The organism is Stenotrophomonas sp. A3_2 (genome assembly GCF_036624925.1).
Classification (GTDB): Bacteria; Pseudomonadota; Gammaproteobacteria; order Xanthomonadales; family Xanthomonadaceae; genus Stenotrophomonas; species Stenotrophomonas hibiscicola.
This window is the reverse complement of record NZ_JAZKVY010000358.1, coordinates 199,264-216,739: the sequence shown is the minus strand read 5'-3', so window position 1 is coordinate 216,739 and position 17,476 is coordinate 199,264. Positions and strand designations below refer to the sequence as shown.

The following is a 17,476-nucleotide window of genomic DNA, read 5'->3' as shown; positions in this document are numbered from 1 at the left end:
CCCGTCCACCAGGACGATGGCAATGCTCACGTAAGGTATGAGGCTTTCCAGCCATCCGCTGACGATCCGGAGCCAGGGGCGTTCTGGGGCTGGGCAATGATTGGCGGCAACTCGGGCCTCATGTGCGCTCCGCTCCCATTGATGGCCTACGATGCTTTGACGCGGGCCACTGCAGCGGCATGCGCCAGGGTCGGACTTGAAGGCCTATCTGTCCTGAGCTTCCGCTCAACGCACTACGACACCCAAGGACCCACTGAGGTAGAGCGGCACGAGTCGTTCCTAGCTCCCTATGGTGTTTCTGCCAGCGGCGCGACTTGGCTCAATCTCTCGGTTGTCGACCCGATGGTAACGTTAGCGTGCGGCACAGCGCTGGAGCTGGCCGCTGCGGCCTTTGGTATCGCGAACGACAAGCCGGATAGGTCCCCTTCCGTAATCGTCGCTTCGGTATTGGACAGCATTAAGGGAAGATCCGCCTTGGTCGACGCGCTTGTGTGGGTTCTGGCAACCGCTTATGAGGAAGGCTTGGCGTTGACGCTTGCAAGGGTGTTCAAGCTGAATCCGAAGGATGTACTGCCTTCAGGTGGGTATCCGGTCATCGAGCTTCAGGGTTCCGCCCGTTCCTTGAGAGAAGTCCGGGTCGCCTGGGTGACACCTCGAAAAACAGCTAGAATCCAGCAGAAATCCTAAGGCAGGCAGTTCTTAGCAATTTTTGCCATCATTGGGGCAACGGCACTGTCTCGTGCCGGACTGCGAACGGCAGTAGCCTTCATGCGAGTACGCAACACAAGGGGAGGCTTTGCCGCCGCGTGGGCTAATTGGCAATTCTAATGAACCCCCGGCAGTCGTGGGCGTGTTTTATGGGCTTCCGGAACTGTTGGGCGTTATTTATGTACTTCTGGAAATGCCGGGCGTCTTTGGTGAACTTCCGGGAATATCGGGCATCTTTGGTGGACTTCCGGAAATATCGGGCATCTTTGGTGGACGGAAGCTGCCAGGAAGAGGCTAAGCTCACCCCATCCATATCTTCTACAATCAATGCGTTAGAGGCCGGGCGTTTTCGGTGCGGCAGACAACATGTTCACCCCCGAAGGTCATCAGCTAGAGCCATGCGACATGACCTGGTGGTCCCTGACCTGCAACATTGCGCGGGAATGGCGACTGATGATGGCTGAGGCGGCTCCCCGGAGACCAGCTGCACGAAAAGCTTCGGCCACGGCGAAATCCAGCGTCATCTACCTAGCCGAAGCGCTCAGAATTCGCCGAGAACGGCGGTCCGGCGTGCGTGATCCCGGCCCCGGCGCCGAGACGTCCAATGTGGTCTACATGAGTCGTGGGCCGAAGCCGCGTCAGCGCGTGTAAAGCGCTTCCGTAGGGGCGCTGCCCCTACACCCCCAGTACAATGCAATCTGGACGTGATTGGGGGGCGTATGGAACGCAAACGGCCTGAGTACCTTCCGCCGATTGAGCGGAAGCGTTGGAATTTCCCGTGGCTGATTACCGGATTTTTGACTCTGGTGAGTCTTGCAACCATTGGCGTGCTTACGCTGGGTCGCACAAACAGTGCCTGGAGTGAGCGTTTTGAGGGTGTGCGGCGATCCATTGAGGTCGCTGAGCAGCCGTCGACGGCTAGGACTGATCTGCCGACGGCCAATAGCCCGGTGCCGTCGGCGCTTCCAGAACGTCAGCACGCACAGCCATTCCAGAATGCGCAGAATCTGCGCTGTATCAATGGAATGTTCTTCCGTCGAATTGAGGGGGGCTGGGAGAACCTTCCGGGCTCTCGGTGTGGCGATATCCCGGAAAGTACTGTCCAGTGCTTTGCAGGAAAGCCGTACAGGCAAATGTCTGCTGATGGAGGCTGGGTTCTCTCACCGCGAGATCGCTGCCCGTGACGCGTCACGATAATCAGAGGGTCGCCGGGTAAGGTGGCGTCTCCGGGAACGTCCCCATTGAGCGTTTCCCGACCTCAACCAGCGCATGTGGTTACGGCTCGGGTGTCCCGGATGGCGATGACTGAGCGATGCCGCGATCTGGGTGATCCTGACTCGACTCCGATTCCTGGCGTGGTGCGCGATACGGGTTGTAGGCCGGGCCATCGCGTGCGATCGCCACGCATACCGGTAGAGAAATCTTTGCCTTGGTGCCCTGCTCTGTGACACACGTGCAGGTGGTGTCCTGCTCGGTGGTGCCGGAGGCCATGCAATACAGCTCAGGTTGCGATTGCACGGTGCGATCATCGAAGGCGGGGGGCAGACCACGGCTGAAACTCCACACGTGGTTTGTGTTTTTGCACGTATTCTTCGCGGGTGAGGGGCCGTGCCGCCGGCATGCCCGCGCCCAAGGGCGCCAGGGCACCTGCCGCCGGCAAAGCTCCGGCCCCCTGCTCTTCCTTCTTCGCAGCCTGTGCGTTGGAGGGTTTGATCAGGAACAGCCAGCCCAACCACAGTATGCCTATCAAGGCGACGGCCACTGACAGGCCCTGCCAGACTCGCTTAAGCACCTTGAACTTGTGACTGACCGTGTGCAGCGTTGCGCTGCGATACCTGTCATAGAGGTTCTTCGGGTAGACCCAGATTTCTTCTTCGGCCTTGTCGCGTATGCGCTCGTGTAGGGATCAGCCTGCGCGCGGGTCCACGTCAGAACACCCGAACGCTGCATGCCAAACGCACGATTCATGTGGGTGTGCGAGCCAATCAGGCTGCGCACCTGGTGGTGGATCTTGCTGGGCCACTGGGTGACGAACGCTAGATCGAAACCGCGATGCCGGTGCGTGGACATCGAGCGAATGCGTGGATGTTCCGATTCACCCGGCTTGCCGGTGGACGGGAACAGCCTGCCATAGCGTTCCAGTCCCTGAGTGTTGCCATCCGAATGAGCTTCGTCATACAGCACGAAGGAGCCATCGGGAAGCTGGGGCCAGTCGTTGTGGTCAGGCAGCTTTTCGAACCATGGGAAGGCGTCCGGATTCTCCTCCATGGTTGCACCGGCGACGTTGGTGAAGCTGAAGAGTCAGCCCAGACCCTGGCGGCTGGCCACCCTCACCCATCGCGTCTCGGTGCTGAGCAAGGTCCATCAGCTGCAGCAGCTGGCCAACCCCATCGACAGCGCAGAGGTGCGGCAGCTGCTGGCCAGCGCCCGCCGCGGCGCGCACAAACGCGGCGAGCGCCCGCACAAAAAGGCCGCAATTACCCGGATCGAGCTGCAGGCGCTGCTGGCCACGTGCGGCGACGATTTGGCCGGGGTGCGTGATCGGGCCCTGCTCTACTTCGGCTTTGCCAGCGGCGGCCGCCGTCGCAGTGAGGTGGCGGCGGCAAGTCTGACTCATCTGCGTCAGCTGCCCGACGGCGGATTCGTCTACCACCTGGACCAAGGCAAGACTCTCCAGAGCGGCCCCAAAGTCGGTGACAGTCCGGACAAGCCGCTGCTGGGCGCGGCTGCGACCGCGCTTCAGGCCTGGCTGGACGCCGCCCAGCTCACCGAAGGGGCGCTGTTCCGCCGGGTCTGGGGAAAGCGGATCGGTTCGGCGCTGAGTGATCGAGCCATCGCGCTGATCATCCAGCGCCGCGCCGCGCGGCGCTGGATGGCCTTGAAGGCGATTTCGGCGGGCACAGCCTGCGCTCGGGGTTTGTCACCGAGGGCGCCAGGCAGGGCGTGGCACTGCCCGCGCTAATGGCCGTGACCGATCACCGCTCGGTGGCCAGTGTGATTGGCTACTACCAGCATGGCCGTGTGGCCGAAAACCCGGTCGCGCACCTGCTGGAGGAGCGCTGATCGCCTATGGCGGGCGCACCCGTTGCCGCCGCAGGCGCCCGTCTGCAGGGTGCCGGGGTCTGCCGGCTCGATTGTAGGCGTGCCGCAGTACAATCGGACGCAGCACCATGTGCGCGGAGTTCGCACTGAAGGAGGGGGGGGGTGGATCCATCTGGTTTCCCGCACCAAGACTACGTTGGACGTGGCTTCGAGCGTTTGGTGACGAAGCGCCACGTCGCTGTCGGAGAGGTCATCGTCCGGCACAGTCCCATCGACCTTGACCGGCACGCTGCCAAGCGGCCGGTTGACGTCCACATCGTTCAACGACCTGCCCTCGCCATCTTCACTGCGAACTGCCCTGCGCCTTGGGCAGCCTTGATGCGGCGCTGGCGGGACGGATGCTGAACATAGGAACTGATCTGAAAAGCGTGCCCTGAAGGCCCGTCTTGGCGCACCTGCCTGGCATTCAGCGGCGCGATACATTGGCACCGACACACAACTACGAGAACAGGGGAGTTCAGTAATGGAGCGTACGTCGCAAGGGGCGCTGTGGAGAGTATGGGACTTCCACTGCCATACGCCGGCATCGTATCAATGGAGTGGCTCACCCAAATTGCGTGGAGCGGTTGGCGAGGCTAGGCAGGCGATCGTCGAACAGACGGTCCTTTCACTGAAGAATGCCGAACCAGATGTCTTTGTGATCATGGACTACTGGACATTCGACGGTTACCTGGCGGTAGCTGATCACGTGCGCCAGCACCCAGAAGAGCTGCCGAACAAGCAGGTCTTCCCCGGTATCGAACTGCGTGTCGAGAGCTCGCTGGACAAGCGGCTCAATGTGCATTTGGTCATCGATCCCACGGTGGAGCGGCAGGTCCTCCAGGACGTTTTGAATGATCTAAAAGTGAGCCTTCGTGCCGGCGAACGAGGGCTGAGCGAGGCATGTCTGATGCAGTACGCTCGGGAGTTGGGTGCAGACAAACTCACCCCTCACGGCTTCGATCCTGCACGTGTAGCCCAAGATGCTGAGTACGCTCTGACGGTCGGGTGGCAAACCGCAATGGTGACGCCTCAGTCTCTGTCCAAGGCGCTGGAGACGCTGGGCTCGCGTGGACTACTCTTGATGCCCTGGGACACCTATGGCGGCCTTAAAGACATCAAGTCGGGGCCGCACTATGCGGAGGTCAGGCGTCACATGACAGCCGCGAGCATCTTCGAGTGCAAGGACCAGGGCAATCGCGACGCCTTTCATGGCGTCAGGTCGGCTGCCAATGAGAAGTACTTTAATGCGTTCTGGGAAGCGCTGGGGTCGAGCCCGCGCTTGTGTGTGCGCGGCACCGATGCCCACAAGCATGCGGACTACGGCGTGTTTCCGGACGGCATGAAGACGTGGATCAAGGCTGAGCCAACCTTCCAGGGAATGTGCCACGCGATCAAGGAGCCGTCGTTCCGCTCCTACATCGGGGACATTCCGCCCAAACTGGCGCAGGTGAGAGACAACGGCCGCCTCTTCATGAAAGGGCTGACGGTCACGCGCAAACCATCGGCCACGCTCGCCGAGGCTTGGTTTGACGGCACGGATATTGAGCTGAATCCGGATCTGGTTGCGATCATCGGCAACAAGGGCTCAGGCAAGAGCGGCTTGGCGGAAGTGTTGGCCTTGGCCGGAAATTCCAAAGCTCATGAATACTTCACCTTCCTGATCGATGACCGTTTCAAGAGCGGGGCAACTCAACGAGCCGCAGCATTTGATGCAGCGTTGACATGGTGTAACGACGACGTCGGGCAAGTGTCGTTGGACCACAGGTTCAAAGAGGATCAACCTGAACGCGTGAAGTACATCTCGCAGGACTACTTCGAGATGCTCTGCAACGATCACATCAACGGACAGTCCGATCAGTTCAGTGCAGAGATTCGGCAAGTGCTTTTCTCGCACTTGGATAGCGCTGACAAGGGCTCGCACGCTGGCTTGGATGAGTACCTCGCGGACAAGGAGCGCCCCACACTGGAGCGCATAAGCGCGCACCGAGTTGCACTCGGCGAGATCAATCGCGCACTCGCTGATCTAGAGCGGCAAGCAAGTGCAGGCCATCTCAATGAACTTAGGGAGCGTCTGGCATCCAAGGAGCTCGAACTCGGCGATCACAACGCCAAGATGCCCGCCGAGGTGCCGAAACCTGAAGCTGGCGGGGATGAAGCATCGCCGGAAGGTGAGCGGCTGAAGGCTATTGCCGAAGAGCTCGCGGCTACAGAGTCGACGCGCCAAAACTCCGAAGCAACCAGGCGCATGCTTGCGTCACGCCGCACCAAGGTGGTCAGCGTTGCGCAGCGCCTGGACGACCATGTCGCATTGGCCGCACAGCTAGGGGCGAGCCTAGAAAAGGAGCTGGCAGAAGTGGCTGTCGACATCCGGCCGCTGATCACCGTTGAAGTGAAATCAGGGCTTCTGCGGGAAGTGGCGGCAGAGGATGCGCTTCACATTGAGCAGCTTGTTAATCGCGAGCTGGAGCATCAAGCCGTTCGCCAGAGACTGGAAGCCGAGCAGAAGCAGCTTCAGGAGAAGCTGGACGGCCCCTCCAAAGCGTACCAGGAGTACCTCACCGCTCGCGCGACGTGGGATCGCGTTCGCGCCCAGATCGTTGGCACGGATGGCCAGACAGACACCGTGGCGTTCTACAAGGCCAGAATTGCAGACCTATCCACCCTGCCCGACCGGTGCAAAGGACTGCAGGAAAAACAGGACGAGATTGTGCGCCAAATTCATAAAGAGCTCCTCTCGATTGCGGATTCGCGCCGACCGCTCTTCAATGGGGTTGAGGAGATTGTAAGGTCAGTGCCTGGTGTAGCTGAAGAGCTCAAAGTAGCGTTCCAGAGCGCCCTGTTCTTTGATCGGGCTGCGTTCTTCGACAGCTTCTTTGGGCAGGTAAAGCAGAACACAGGCGGCTTCCGGGGCGAGGTGGAAGGCGCATCGAAACTCAATGGACTCCTCCGCTCGATTGACTTCAATGACACAGAAAGTGTTGTTGCTGGCCTCCGATCCGTTCGCAACGAGATCACGCAGAATGGCGACAACGAACTGCCGTTGCAGCCGATCCTTCGCGCAAAGACTGAGGTGGAGGATTTCTATGACTCCCTGTTCGACCTTCGGAATTTGGAGGCAAAATTCTCTCTGAGCTTGGCAGGCACAAGCATCCAGCAAATGTCCCCCGGACAACGGGGTGCATTGCTGCTGATCTTCTACCTGCTGGTCGACACTGACCCCACCCCTCTGATCCTGGATCAGCCAGAGGAGAACCTCGACAACCAAACGGTCTATTCGATGTTGGTTCCGATCATCCAGCGGGCTAAGCAGACTCGGCAAATCGTGATGGTCACCCACAATGCCAACTTGGCCGTGTGCTGTGATGCTGAGCAGATCATCCATGCGGAGTTTGATCGCGCTGCCGGCTTCGCTTTGCGTTATCAAAGCGGGGCGATTGAGAGCATGGAACTGAATCGGTCGGTACTCAACGTGCTTGAGGGGACCACTCCAGCATTTGAGAATCGGCAGGCAAAGTACCTGCATTGATGGAGGCACCGGCGCTCGCTGCCTTGCGAGCGTCGGCCGGCCCACGCCCAATTCCCGGTGCATTTCAAGGTAGAAAATCCGGCGTTCTACGGCACCCTGGAGTTCGCAAGGGACCCGTGTTTCATGGCGAATTCTTCCGGGGTTTTCCATCCTAGTGCACTGTGGGGACGTTCTTCGTTATAGAAGCGCCGCCACCCTTCGATCTTGCTTCGTGCGTCGGCCACCCTACTCTTGATAGCGCACGCTTATCGCGAGTCGCGCGGCAGGATTTAATTCAATTAACGTGACGCGTCACGCCAAATCGCCCCGCCCATTGGCGGCCCACCCCTCCCCCACTATAGTTCCACCCCTCACAAGGACGAGGCGGCGCACATGCCCTATATCGGAATCGGACTCCACGCACTGGCCGCCATCTACTTCGCGGTGCACGCCATCCGCTCGGGCCAGAGCCTCTACTGGCTTATCCTGCTCTTCTCGTTCCCACTGCTCGGCAGCGTCGTCTACTTCCTGGCGATCTACTTCCCTGAAGTCCGTCGCTCACGCGGCGCCCGAAAGGCCATCCGCTCCGCCAAGCAGTTGATGGACCCGGGCCAGGACCTGCGCAATGCCCGCGCCGAACTGGCCCGCACGCCCACCGTGCAGAACCGGGTTCGCCTGGGCATGACGCTGCTGGATGCCGGCCAGGCCGAGGAGGCCAGAACCCTGCTTGAGCAGGCAGCCAGCTCAAGCTGGGCGACGATCCCTACATCCTGACCGGCCTTGCCCGTGCCCGCCTCGAGTCCGGGCACGCTGCGCTTGCGGTGGAGACGCTGGACGGCCTGTTCGCACGCCACCCGGACGTGCGCCGCAAACCGGAACAGACCTTGCTGTACGCGCAGACATTGGCAACCGCGCAAGCCCCCGGTGCCCGCGCCGCATTCGAGCGCGCCGTGGAATGCGGAAACGACGCGGCCGCCCGCTGCCTGTACGCCGAATGGCTGATGACGCAGCCCAAGCCCGCTGACCGCGAGCAGGCCCGCAGCCTGTTCGCCAGCATCATCGATGATGCCCAGCATTGGTCGCGCCACGCACGCAGCCACAACGCCGCATGGCTGGAGCGGACCAAAGCCGCGTTGAAGGGCTACTGACGCCTGACGGCCTTTGGCAAACCTGTCGCATCCGCCTCGCTCACAGCCTCGCCGGGCGGATGCCGACAGTCGGCAGACTTGCACCACCGACATCGCCGATAGCATTGCAGCGCAAGGCTCCAGCTTCATTGCGCCATATGCAACGATTCTGAAAATGTTGAAAGTGGTGACGTCATCGGCCTTACTGCATTGGCATCGCACGCAACCGGGCGTATTCCTTTTCGCGCCGCCAATACATCGGTGGTCGGGGCTCGAAATCCCGGTAACGCGACTGTAGTTTGCGCTTGCCAGTCGGCACCACGCTTTGTGGTGCCGGCTGGCAATCCGTCGGCCGGCTATGGCGGGCGGTGCGTGGGGGCCTCGTGCCCACCGGGCCTAGTCGCGTACCGGATTTCGAGCCACGCATCGTCCGCCACCTTTATCGGTGGCGGCTTCTGCATGCACGCAAGGAGCCCAGCCATGACCCAGCCCCACTCCCCTGCCCCGCACCCTATCCACGACGTGCCCGCGAACGGCCCTGCGCTGGATCCAAACACGCTCATCGCCCTGCTGCACAGCATCGGCGCCGGTGCCGCCTCCGATGGCCAGCCGTGGCCGGAACGCCACCAGATGCCCGGTCGACGCATCGCCTTGGCAGATACCGATTGCTCGCTGGCCGGCCTTCGGGTGGTGCTGGAGATCCTGCTGGCCGCGCAGCGCGCCCGCGAAAATGGCGAGCTGGAGCAGTACGTTGGCCCGCGCGTGATGGAAGGGCTGATCATGGCCGGAATCGGCCTTACCGCACACGCCAGTACCCGACTGCATCCGGAGGGCTGAGTGGACTGGTGGCGCTGGGCGGCCGCCGCGCTCTGTCTTTTGGTGGTGATTGCGGCACAGACGCAGTGGCTGGTATCGCCCCTGCCCTCGCCTATCGGTTTCCACAGCATCCCCGGCGATCGCTTTCTGCAGTTGCGCCGCCAAGCCATGCAGTTCGTGGAGGATCGGCCACGACAGGGCTTCCAGTTCGTCGAGCGGCATCAAAACGCCGGATTCCAGATTCACTGTGGAGGCGTTCCAGTGCTGTGGCTGGAGAGGCGCTCGCACCATCTGCTGTTGCAGGCCTCACTGGACGCGAAGCAGCGGGCGCCCGCGGTTGTGCGGTTGCGGGCGCTCCTCCAATGGCAGTTGGAGCCGTTGGATTACCTGGAGCAGGTACTGGCTGACGTGCCGGAACCTATTCTGTTGGATCGGGTGCTGCAGATTCTTGCCAGTGATGTGCCTGATGGGGCGCGATGTGGCGTGCCGTAGCCGAGCATGGCCCGACTCTACAGGGCTGGGGGGCAGCGAGGGTTCGGGCTCCAGCCCTGCCGCTCGTCACCTGCGCGACAGGCATTGGTCCAGTGATCATGCGAGTCACCTCCCGGCATCGATCCATCCCGCATCGCGCGCACGCGCAAGATCTTCTGGCGTATCGATATCCAGGCCCAGCTCCGGCGCTTGAAGGGCATGCACGGCATTGCTGGGAAGCTGCCTCAAGCGCGTTCCGAAGCCGCGGTCACCGGCTGCACCGACGTGGGCGAACCAGGCACGCGGCACTACTGCAGGAATGCCAAGCGCGTCTCCATGACGGGTGCCAGCGCACCCTGACGCCGAGACGCGGGCACCCGAAAGCAGCGCCTGCAGATGGGAGCGCTCGATTGCGGGCTGGTCGCATGCCACGACCATCACCGCGGTCACCGTGGGCAGCAGGTGCGCGCCGGCAACCTGCAGGCTGCTCGCCAGGCCGCGTTCCCAGTGGGGGTTGGTTACCGGAGTGGCATGCAGCCCGGCAATGCTGGATGTCACGACCTGTGCGTTCGAGCCCACCACGACCAGGACCTGCGCTGGCGCGAGCTCGCGTGCCAACCGCACCACGCGATGTATCAGGGTCTCGCCCTGCCGGGTCAGAAGCTGCTTGGGCTGGCCAAGCCGGGTGCTCCCGCCGGCAGCAAGCACGACGACCGCATGCGCGTCAGTCACCTGCCGTGCGCGCTTCGCCATTGCTGCAGCTGCGCAGCGATGCTGAGCGAAATCGCCTCGGGCCCTCGGCCGCCTATGTTCAGGCCGACCGGTGATCGAAGTCTCGGGGACAGGCGGTGGCGCTGATCCGGTGTCAGCAGCTTGAACAGGTCCTCGCGCCTTCGCCGCGGACCAAGCAGTCCAATGAACGCAACTTTGGTATCAGCCAGGGCCACCAGCGCCTCCCGGTCCAGTTCGAAATCGTGATGCATCACCAGTACCGCGTCGCACGGGGCGCCGTGAAGGGCCTCGGCCGGGCTGGTCTGAAGATGCGCATCTGCGCACTGCCCGGCTGTGGCCCAGCGCGCTCGCCGTTCGGCCACGCTCACCCGCCACCCCAGGCCCCTCAGCAACGGAACCAGCAAGGGCGTTTCGGGACCGCCCCCCAACACCAGGGCCCGCGGAAGCCGGGGCAACGGCAAATGCCATGCGCCCTCGCCAAAGGACTGCGCCCCGTCCATCGGATGCAGCTGCCATGCCTGCTCGCGATGGCCGGCGCGGAAAACGACCTGCCCCGACGTACGAAGGTCGCGCTGGAGTGACACACCTTCGCGCAACCAAGCCTCGATGACGGCGTCGATGCCGGCCATGGCACGCAATGGCAGGAGCGCAATCCGCAGCCGGCCGCGGCAGCCGAGCGCGGACCCGCTCAACAGGTCGTCGTCACTGCGGGTGTCGATCTCGATCCAGTCGACCCGCCCTGCCGCGCTCACCTGCTCCGCGCGTCGCGCGAGCTCGGGCTCCAGGCATCCGCCGCTGAGCCAGCCGACCTGGCTGCCGTTGCAGAACAGCACCATGTCGCCGGCACCGGCGTAAGTGGAGCCATCGGTTTCCAGCACCAGCGCGAGCACGGCGTGCTCCCCCGCGCGCACGCGCGTCAAGGCCGTCTCGAGTACGCCGCGCGGGCTGCCTTCGGCGAGGAAGCCCGGGGCTGCGGACAGGTCCCCGGCAAGATCGCCGGGCTCCCCTCCGCCTGCGGAGGAGGCCTCCAGAGTGGGCGAGGCTGCGGGTCGGTCCATGCGCAAGGGTCAGCCCACGTCGGGCAAGCCGGGCAGCAGCTTGTCCAGGGTAATGGGATAGTTGCGCACGCGCACGCCGGTTGCGTTGTAGACCGCATTGGCGATCGCGGCGCCGACCCCGCAGATGCCCAGTTCACCCACACCCTTGGCCTTCATCGGCGAGATCACCGGATCCAGCGTGTCGAGGAAGACCACTTCCTGGTACGGGATGTCGGCGTGCACGGGAACCTCGTAGCCGGCCAGGTCATGGTTGATGAACAAGCCCAGCCGTTTGTCGACCACCAGCTCCTCCATCAGGGTCGCGCCCGCACCCATCACCATCCCGCCGATGACCTGGCTGCGTGCGGAGAGCGGATTGAGGATCCGGCCGCCATCGCATACGGCAAGCATGCGGCGGATGCGCGTCTCTCCCGTGTAGGCATGCACGGCGACCTCGCAGAAATGCCCTGCATAGGTGCCGACGTCGTAGCCTTGCTTGAAGTCGCCGAAGGCAATGCCGTCCTCCGCCGACAGTGTCCCCGCCTCCGCCAGCTTGATCGTCCGCCCACCCACCTGGATGCGGCCATTGGCGAAGTCTGCGGTGTCGCCGTCGAAGCCCAGTTTCTCGCCCACCTTGCGGCGCAGGCTGACGCACGCCGCGTACACGCCCGCGGTGGAGCTTGCCGCGCCCCACTGGCCGCCGGAACCGGCGGAGGCGGGATGACGGGAGTCGCCGAGGGTCACCTGGACCCGTTCCAGCGGCACGCCCATGGTCTCGGCTGCCGTCTGCGCGATGATTGTGTAGGAGCCGGTGCCGATGTCGGTCATGTCGGTCTCGACAATCACCCCGCCCTGGCCGTCAAGCCGGACCCGCGCCGCCGACTTCATCGTCGGTGCGCCGCGATAGCCCGCAGATACGCCCATGCCGACCAGCCAGTCCCCTTCCCTGACCTGCGCCGGCCTGGGGTTGCGCTTGTTCCAGTTGAAGCGCTCCGCGCCTTCGCGCAGGCAGCGCACCAGGTTGCGGTCGGAGAACTTCTTGGACGGATCGCCGGGCACGACCTCGGGCTCGTTGAGGATGCGGAACGCGATCGGGTCCAGACCCAGCTTCTCGGCCATTTCGTCCATCGCCACTTCCAGCGCCATGTGGCCCGGTGCTTCGCCCGGTGCACGCATCGCATTGCCTTCGGGCATGTCGAGCGTGGCAATGTAGTTGGCCACCAGGCGGTTGGCGCCTGCATAGAGCTTGGGCGTCTGCAGGGTGCCGTTTTCGCCATCCTCGCCGTTGATGTTGCCCGACCAGTTCTCATGGGCGATGGCGGAGATCCGGCCATCCTTTCCGCAGCCGATCCGGATGCGTTGAATTGTCGCGTGCCGGTGGGTGGTGTTGTTGGGCATCAACGGGCGTTGCAGCGCGATCTTCACCGGCCGCCCGACCTGCTTGGCCGCCAACGCGGCCAGCACTGCGTCGGCACGGATGAACAGCTTGCCGCCGAAGCCGCCGCCGATATAGGGCGAGTCCACACGCACCTTGGCAGGATCGATGCCGAGGATCGCCGCCATGCCCTGCCTGGCCCAGTCGATCATCTGGTTCGCCGTCCACAGCGTAAGCGTGTCACCCTCCCAGGCGGCGATGGTGGCGTGCGGCTCCATCATCGAATGACTTTCGTCGGAGGTGTGGTAAGTCTCGTCGAGCTTGACCGCGGCGCTCGCGTAAGCGGTGTCGAAATCGCCGAGCGTCTGTCGGTCGGGCTTGCCACCGCGCCCCTTTGCCAGCGGCGCGGACGGTGCCAGTGCGGGAAAATCGAAGCGGCCCTTGCTGCGCTCGTAGCGGGTACGGATCAACGCCGCGGCGGCGCGGGCCTGCTCGAAGGTCTCTGCCACCACGCAGGCGATGGCCTGATGGTAGTGGGCCACCTCGGCTCCGCCGAACAACGGTGCATTGTTCCAGTTCGATTTGCCAACCGGCTTGGTTTCCGGTGCGGTGATGACCGCCAGTACGCCGGGCGCGGCACGTGCGCGGGAGGCATCCATCGAAATGATGCGCCCCTTGCCGATGCCCGCACCGACGATGTAGCCGTAGGCCTGGTTCGGCGCCACGTCATGGCGCTCGTAGGCATAGGGGGCGGTACCGGTGGTCTTGCGTGGACCGTCGATGCGCGGCGTCGACTTGCCGACGACCTTGGCCTTGTCGAACAGGTTGTCGCCGGCGGGGGCGTTGAATTCAAGGGGCATCAGCGCTCTCCTTCCACCAGCACGGCTGCGAGAGTGCGCTCGGCGAGCGCGATCTTGAACGCGTTCTCCCGCGTCGGGCGGGCACCGGCGAACACCTGCCGGGTCGCGGCCTTTACGCCATCGCGCAGCAGCGGTTCGACTGCCTCGACGCGCCACGGCTTCGGCGCGACCCCACCGAAGGCGAACCGCGCCGAGCCGTCACGCTGCACGACCGCGGCGACCGACACCAGTGCGAACGCATAGGACGCGCGGTCACGTACCTTGTGGTACACGTGCCGACCGCCCAGGGGTTCTGGCAGCGTGACGTGGGTGATCAGCTCACCGCGCTGCAGCACGTTGTCCTGCTGCGGCTTGTCGCCGGGGGAACGATGGAAATCGGCAATCGGGATGCTGCGCGTACTGCCGTCACCCCTGACGGTCTGGATCGAGGCGTCCAGCACCCGCAGGGCCACCGCCATGTCGCCCGGATAGGTCGCGATGCAGCTGTCCGAGGTGCCGATCACGCCCATCTGCCGGGAGAACCCCTCGAGTGCGCCGCAGCCGGATCCGGGCAGGCGCTTGTTGCAGGGCAGATTGGGGTCGTAGAAATACGGGCAGCGCGTGCGCTGCAGCAGGTTGCCGCCGGTGGTGGCTTTGTTGCGCAACTGCCCGGAGGCACCTGCCACGATCGCGCGGGTCAGCACCGCGTAGTCGCGGCGCACGCGCTCATGCGACGCCAGTGCGGTATTGGTGACCAGCGTGCCGATGCGCAGGCCGCCTTCGTCGGTGGGTTCGATCCTGTCCAGGCCGATGTCCTGCACATCGACCAGGTGCGCTGGCGTCTCGACCTCAAGCTTCATCAGGTCGAGCAGGTTGGTCCCTCCGGCCAGGAACTTCGCGCCCTCGGTACCGGCGACGGCCTTGGCGGCCTCGGCCGGGGATTTGGCGCGTTCGTAACTGAAGGCCCTCATGAGCGCCTCCCTGCAGAGGTCACGCCAGCGACCTCTGCCATCGCCTCGGCAATATTGGAATAGGCACCGCAGCGGCAGAGGTTGCCGCTCATGCGTTCGCGCATCTCCATGTTGGTGGCCCGGGGCCGTGCACTGACGTCTGCCTGTACATGGCTGGGGACGCCCCGCTTGATCTCGTCCAGTACCGCCACCGCCGAGCAGATCTGCCCTGGCGTGCAGTACCCGCACTGGTAGCCGTCATGCTTGATGAAGGCGGCCTGCATCGGATGCAGGTCATCGGGAGTTCCGAGACCTTCGATGGTGGTGATGGCATCGCCCTGGTGCTGTACCGCCAGGCTGAGGCAGGCATTGATGCGCTCACCGTTGACCAGCACGGTACAGGCGCCGCATTGACCGTGGTCGCAGCCCTTTTTCGTTCCAGTCAGCTTCAGATGTTCGCGCAGGGCATCGAGCAGCGTGGTCCGGGTGTCGAGCTCAAGCTCCCGCCGCTCGCCGTTGACGGTCAAGGCCACTGTGCTGATGACCGGCGGCCTGGGCGGCGGGGGCGCCGCCAGTTCGGCGGCGAGCGATGAGGCCCCCGGTGCGGCGGACATCGCCACGGTCGTGACGCCGCCGGCGATCACCTGGCGACGCGTCAACTTCATTCCTTCATCACAACTTGGCACAGTGACCTCCTGGCGTTCGGGGAAACCCCGTGGCTGGATGGACGCGCTCACACTACCGAAGGGCCACTATGCCCATCTGCGGGGTACAGATCTGTGAAGTCGGCGAAATGTACGACCCTGCCCACTTGGGCCATGCGTATGCCTCACTGGATGGCTCACAATCCTGTTTGTCCCTCAACATGAAGAACACGATGGGCCGACGCTACAAGGGCGTTGGCTGTGAGGGTTCGGGCTCGTGGATGGAGCCCTCCAACAAGGCAACGTAGGTATCGAGCCTGGTGCGAAGGCCGATCAGCATCCAGCCCAGCAGGTACAGCAGCACCATGGCGAAGATAAGTAGTGCACCCAGCGGGCCAACATCGAAAGCGCCCGCCCAGTCGCCCCATTTCCATCCGCGGAACTGCAGGTAGAGGGCAATCAACAGCGGGAATGGTCCCAGCCGCTGCAGGCCGCCATACATCATGCCCATGCGCTCAATCATGTTTGTGCGCAAGGTGCTGACGAACTTGAGTCGCCGCTCGCGCTGGACGCGCGGGAATCCGCGAAGCTCGGTCACCACCGCTTGCCAGTGAGCGAAGTCTTCATCCATCTCCCGGGCGTGCGAGAGCCGCGGCTGGCTGAACTGGCGAATGCCCCTGCGGGCGGCCAGGACGCCACCGACAATGAACCCTCCGATTTCGATTGCCAGGCAGGCAACAACCACCTGGAGCACTACACCAAGAGGCAGCCATCGATCCGGAAGCTGCCCCATGAGAATGCCGATGATCGCCGCACCCACGCCGATGCGAAACGCCCACGTCTCCACCCTGCCCGCCTTGGGGTAGATGCTGTGCTCAACCAGTCCCTGCACCCGCTGGTAGAGCCAGTGGAATGTCAGTTCCTGCGAATCGGTCTTTGCCGGCGGATCGAATCCGCCCCCTGCCTGCATGTCCATTGCGCCCCCTTCCCCCGGCCGGCGCAGACGCCGGCCACCCCATCGTACCTGAGCGTGCTTCGGATGGCGCCTCAGCGGGAATCACATACCCAGCTCCGACAACCCCGGGTGATCATCCGGGCGACGCCCCAGCGGCCAATGGAACTTGCGGTCGCTCTCCTTGATCGGCATGTCGTTGATACACGAGAAGCGGCGCTGCATCAGGCCATCCTCTCCAAATTCCCAGTTTTCGTTGCCATAGGAACGGAACCAGTTGCCGGAGTCGTCGTGCCATTCGTACGCGTAGCGGACCGCAATGCGGTTTTCGGTAAAGGCCCAGAGCTCCTTGATCAGGCGGTACTCGAGCTCCTTGTTCCATTTGCGTGCCAGGAACTGCCGGGCTTCCTCCCGACCGTTGGTGAGTTCGGCACGGTTACGCCACTGGGTGTCGAGCGAATAGGCAAGCGAGACCTTGTCGGCATCGCGGGAGTTCCAGCCATCCTCGGCAAGACGCACTTTCTGCGTGGCCGATTCAAGGGTGAACGGAGGAAGCGGTGGACGGGGTTGTTCAGCGGACACGGGGAAACCTCCAATCGAAATGGATATACGGGTTGCTTCAACGGATCTGGGGTACCCAGGCGCTAACGCTTGGCCTGTTCCAATAACAGCTTCGCGACATCCTTCGCGGTGTCTGCGGCGTCGAAATCACCCATCACGCGCGACAGGGTGATGGCGCCTTCCATCAGGACCAGCAGCTGACGGGCCAGGTCCGCCGGCTGCTCCACCTCCAGTTGCTCGGTAAGTTCCAGCGTGTAATCGAGCAGCTTCTGCTTGTGATCACGCGCGATCTGCCGGATCGGATCGGCCGGGTCGCCGACCTCCCCGGCAGTATTGATGAACGCACATCCGCGATAGCCCTCGGACTGGAACCATTCCTTGAGCACGGTGAACAGGCCGAGGATGCGTGCTTCCGGGGTGTCCGCTTTATCGCACTCGTGCCGGAACCAGGCCAGCCAACGCACGTCGCGGGCCCTGAGCGCAGCGGCGGCCACGTCGTCCTTGTTCTCGAAGTGGCGGTAGATGCTCTTCCGCGCCACGCCTGAGGTCTTCACCAGCAGGTCCATGCCGGTGGCATGGATCCCGTTCTGGTAGATCAGCGCCTCGGCCGTGGCCAGGATCTTCTGCGGGGTGTCGGTGCTGCTCTTGCTCATGGCTGCAAGGTAGAACGGTCGT

At 63.4% G+C, this 17,476-nt stretch carries 13 protein-coding genes and 3 pseudogenes; 6 read left to right on the top strand and 10 right to left on the bottom strand.

The window, feature by feature from the left end; translation table 11 throughout:
* Positions 1-141 precede the first annotated feature (141 nt).
* A complete protein-coding gene (locus R5H29_RS20225) occupies positions 142-687 on the top strand; it encodes a hypothetical protein (RefSeq protein WP_126412179.1) in 546 nt (181 codons plus the stop codon).
* Positions 688-2,454: 1,767 nt separating this feature from the next.
* On the opposite strand, the gene R5H29_RS20220 is transcribed toward R5H29_RS20225, so the two are convergent.
* Positions 2,455-2,976: a zonular occludens toxin domain-containing protein gene (locus R5H29_RS20220; RefSeq protein ID WP_332329735.1), complete on the bottom strand. Its 522-nt coding sequence runs from the start codon at positions 2,974-2,976 to the stop codon at positions 2,455-2,457.
* Between the two features lie 25 nt (positions 2,977-3,001).
* On the opposite strand from R5H29_RS20220, the pseudogene R5H29_RS20215 reads away from it, so the two are divergent.
* Together R5H29_RS20215 and R5H29_RS20210 are read left to right on the top strand one after the other, a co-directional pair.
* A pseudogene (locus R5H29_RS20215) lies at positions 3,002-3,771 on the top strand (site-specific integrase); the annotation flags it as partial.
* A gap of 502 nt (positions 3,772-4,273) precedes the next feature.
* Positions 4,274-7,318 carry a TrlF family AAA-like ATPase gene (locus tag R5H29_RS20210; protein ID WP_180832657.1) on the top strand — a complete coding sequence of 1,015 codons (3,045 nt, stop codon included), beginning with the start codon at positions 4,274-4,276 and terminating at the stop codon, positions 7,316-7,318.
* Positions 7,319-7,404: 86 nt separating this feature from the next.
* On the opposite strand, the pseudogene R5H29_RS20205 reads toward R5H29_RS20210, so the two are convergent.
* Positions 7,405-7,542 (bottom strand): annotated as a pseudogene (locus tag R5H29_RS20205) (integrase core domain-containing protein); the annotation flags it as partial.
* Positions 7,543-7,690: 148 nt separating this feature from the next.
* Here R5H29_RS20205 and R5H29_RS20200 point away from each other — a divergent pair.
* The 3 genes and pseudogenes from R5H29_RS20200 (at position 7,691) to R5H29_RS20190 (ending at position 9,732) form a co-directional block, all read left to right on the top strand.
* Positions 7,691-8,445, top strand: a pseudogene (locus R5H29_RS20200) (tetratricopeptide repeat protein).
* A 459-nt stretch (positions 8,446-8,904) separates the two neighbouring features.
* Entirely contained in the window at positions 8,905-9,261 is a 357-nt protein-coding gene (locus R5H29_RS20195) for a hypothetical protein (protein ID WP_044570193.1), read from the top strand.
* Entirely contained in the window at positions 9,262-9,732 is a 471-nt protein-coding gene (locus tag R5H29_RS20190; RefSeq protein WP_332329733.1) for a hypothetical protein, read from the top strand.
* A 105-nt stretch (positions 9,733-9,837) separates the two neighbouring features.
* On the opposite strand, the gene R5H29_RS20185 is transcribed toward R5H29_RS20190, so the two are convergent.
* The 8 genes from R5H29_RS20185 to R5H29_RS20150 form a co-directional block, all read right to left on the bottom strand.
* Complete coding sequence (locus R5H29_RS20185; RefSeq protein ID WP_332329732.1) at positions 9,838-10,464, bottom strand: nucleotidyltransferase family protein; 627 nt, start codon at positions 10,462-10,464, stop codon at positions 9,838-9,840.
* Complete coding sequence (locus R5H29_RS20180; protein WP_332329731.1) at positions 10,440-11,501, bottom strand: XdhC family protein; 1,062 nt, start codon at positions 11,499-11,501, stop codon at positions 10,440-10,442. Before R5H29_RS20180 ends, R5H29_RS20185 begins: the two co-directional genes overlap by 25 nt.
* 9 nt (positions 11,502-11,510) lie before the next feature.
* Positions 11,511-13,715 carry an aldehyde oxidoreductase molybdenum-binding subunit PaoC gene (paoC, locus tag R5H29_RS20175; protein ID WP_332329730.1) on the bottom strand — a complete coding sequence of 735 codons (2,205 nt, stop codon included), beginning with the start codon at positions 13,713-13,715 and terminating at the stop codon, positions 11,511-11,513.
* The gene (locus R5H29_RS20170; protein WP_332329729.1) at positions 13,715-14,665 is read right to left on the bottom strand and encodes a xanthine dehydrogenase family protein subunit M; all 951 of its coding nucleotides are present in this window, start codon (positions 14,663-14,665) and stop codon (positions 13,715-13,717) included. Before R5H29_RS20170 ends, paoC begins: the two co-directional genes overlap by 1 nt.
* Positions 14,662-15,309, bottom strand: coding sequence for an aldehyde dehydrogenase iron-sulfur subunit PaoA (gene paoA / locus R5H29_RS20165; RefSeq protein WP_005416549.1), 648 nt, complete (start codon positions 15,307-15,309; stop codon positions 14,662-14,664). Before paoA ends, R5H29_RS20170 begins: the two co-directional genes overlap by 4 nt.
* A 223-nt stretch (positions 15,310-15,532) precedes the next feature.
* Positions 15,533-16,264 (bottom strand): hypothetical protein, encoded by a 732-nt coding sequence (locus tag R5H29_RS20160; RefSeq protein WP_332329728.1) that lies wholly within the window; start codon positions 16,262-16,264, stop codon positions 15,533-15,535.
* A gap of 81 nt (positions 16,265-16,345) precedes the next feature.
* The gene (locus tag R5H29_RS20155) at positions 16,346-16,822 is read right to left on the bottom strand and encodes a nuclear transport factor 2 family protein (protein ID WP_332329727.1); all 477 of its coding nucleotides are present in this window, start codon (positions 16,820-16,822) and stop codon (positions 16,346-16,348) included.
* A gap of 62 nt (positions 16,823-16,884) precedes the next feature.
* Positions 16,885-17,454, bottom strand: coding sequence for a TetR family transcriptional regulator (locus R5H29_RS20150; RefSeq protein ID WP_332329726.1), 570 nt, complete (start codon positions 17,452-17,454; stop codon positions 16,885-16,887).
* Between the last annotated feature and the right edge of the window lie 22 nt (positions 17,455-17,476).

Excerpts from the sequence above, each read along its gene's own strand:
- R5H29_RS20160 (WP_332329728.1), bottom strand. The coding sequence starts at position 16,264 with ATGGACATGCAGGCAGGGGGCGGATTCGATCCGCCGGCAAAGACCGAT.
- paoC (WP_332329730.1), bottom strand. The coding sequence starts at position 13,715 with ATGCCCCTTGAATTCAACGCCCCCGCCGGCGACAACCTGTTCGACAAG.
- R5H29_RS20225 (WP_126412179.1), top strand. The coding sequence starts at position 142 with ATGGCCTACGATGCTTTGACGCGGGCCACTGCAGCGGCATGCGCCAGG.
- R5H29_RS20185 (WP_332329732.1), bottom strand. The coding sequence starts at position 10,464 with ATGGCGAAGCGCGCACGGCAGGTGACTGACGCGCATGCGGTCGTCGTG.
- R5H29_RS20220 (WP_332329735.1), bottom strand. The coding sequence starts at position 2,976 with ATGGAGGAGAATCCGGACGCCTTCCCATGGTTCGAAAAGCTGCCTGAC.
- R5H29_RS20150 (WP_332329726.1), bottom strand. The coding sequence starts at position 17,454 with ATGAGCAAGAGCAGCACCGACACCCCGCAGAAGATCCTGGCCACGGCC.
- R5H29_RS20195 (WP_044570193.1), top strand. The coding sequence starts at position 8,905 with ATGACCCAGCCCCACTCCCCTGCCCCGCACCCTATCCACGACGTGCCC.
- R5H29_RS20180 (WP_332329731.1), bottom strand. The coding sequence starts at position 11,501 with ATGGACCGACCCGCAGCCTCGCCCACTCTGGAGGCCTCCTCCGCAGGC.
- R5H29_RS20170 (WP_332329729.1), bottom strand. The coding sequence starts at position 14,665 with ATGAGGGCCTTCAGTTACGAACGCGCCAAATCCCCGGCCGAGGCCGCC.
- R5H29_RS20210 (WP_180832657.1), top strand. The coding sequence starts at position 4,274 with ATGGAGCGTACGTCGCAAGGGGCGCTGTGGAGAGTATGGGACTTCCAC.
- paoA (WP_005416549.1), bottom strand. The coding sequence starts at position 15,309 with ATGAAGTTGACGCGTCGCCAGGTGATCGCCGGCGGCGTCACGACCGTG.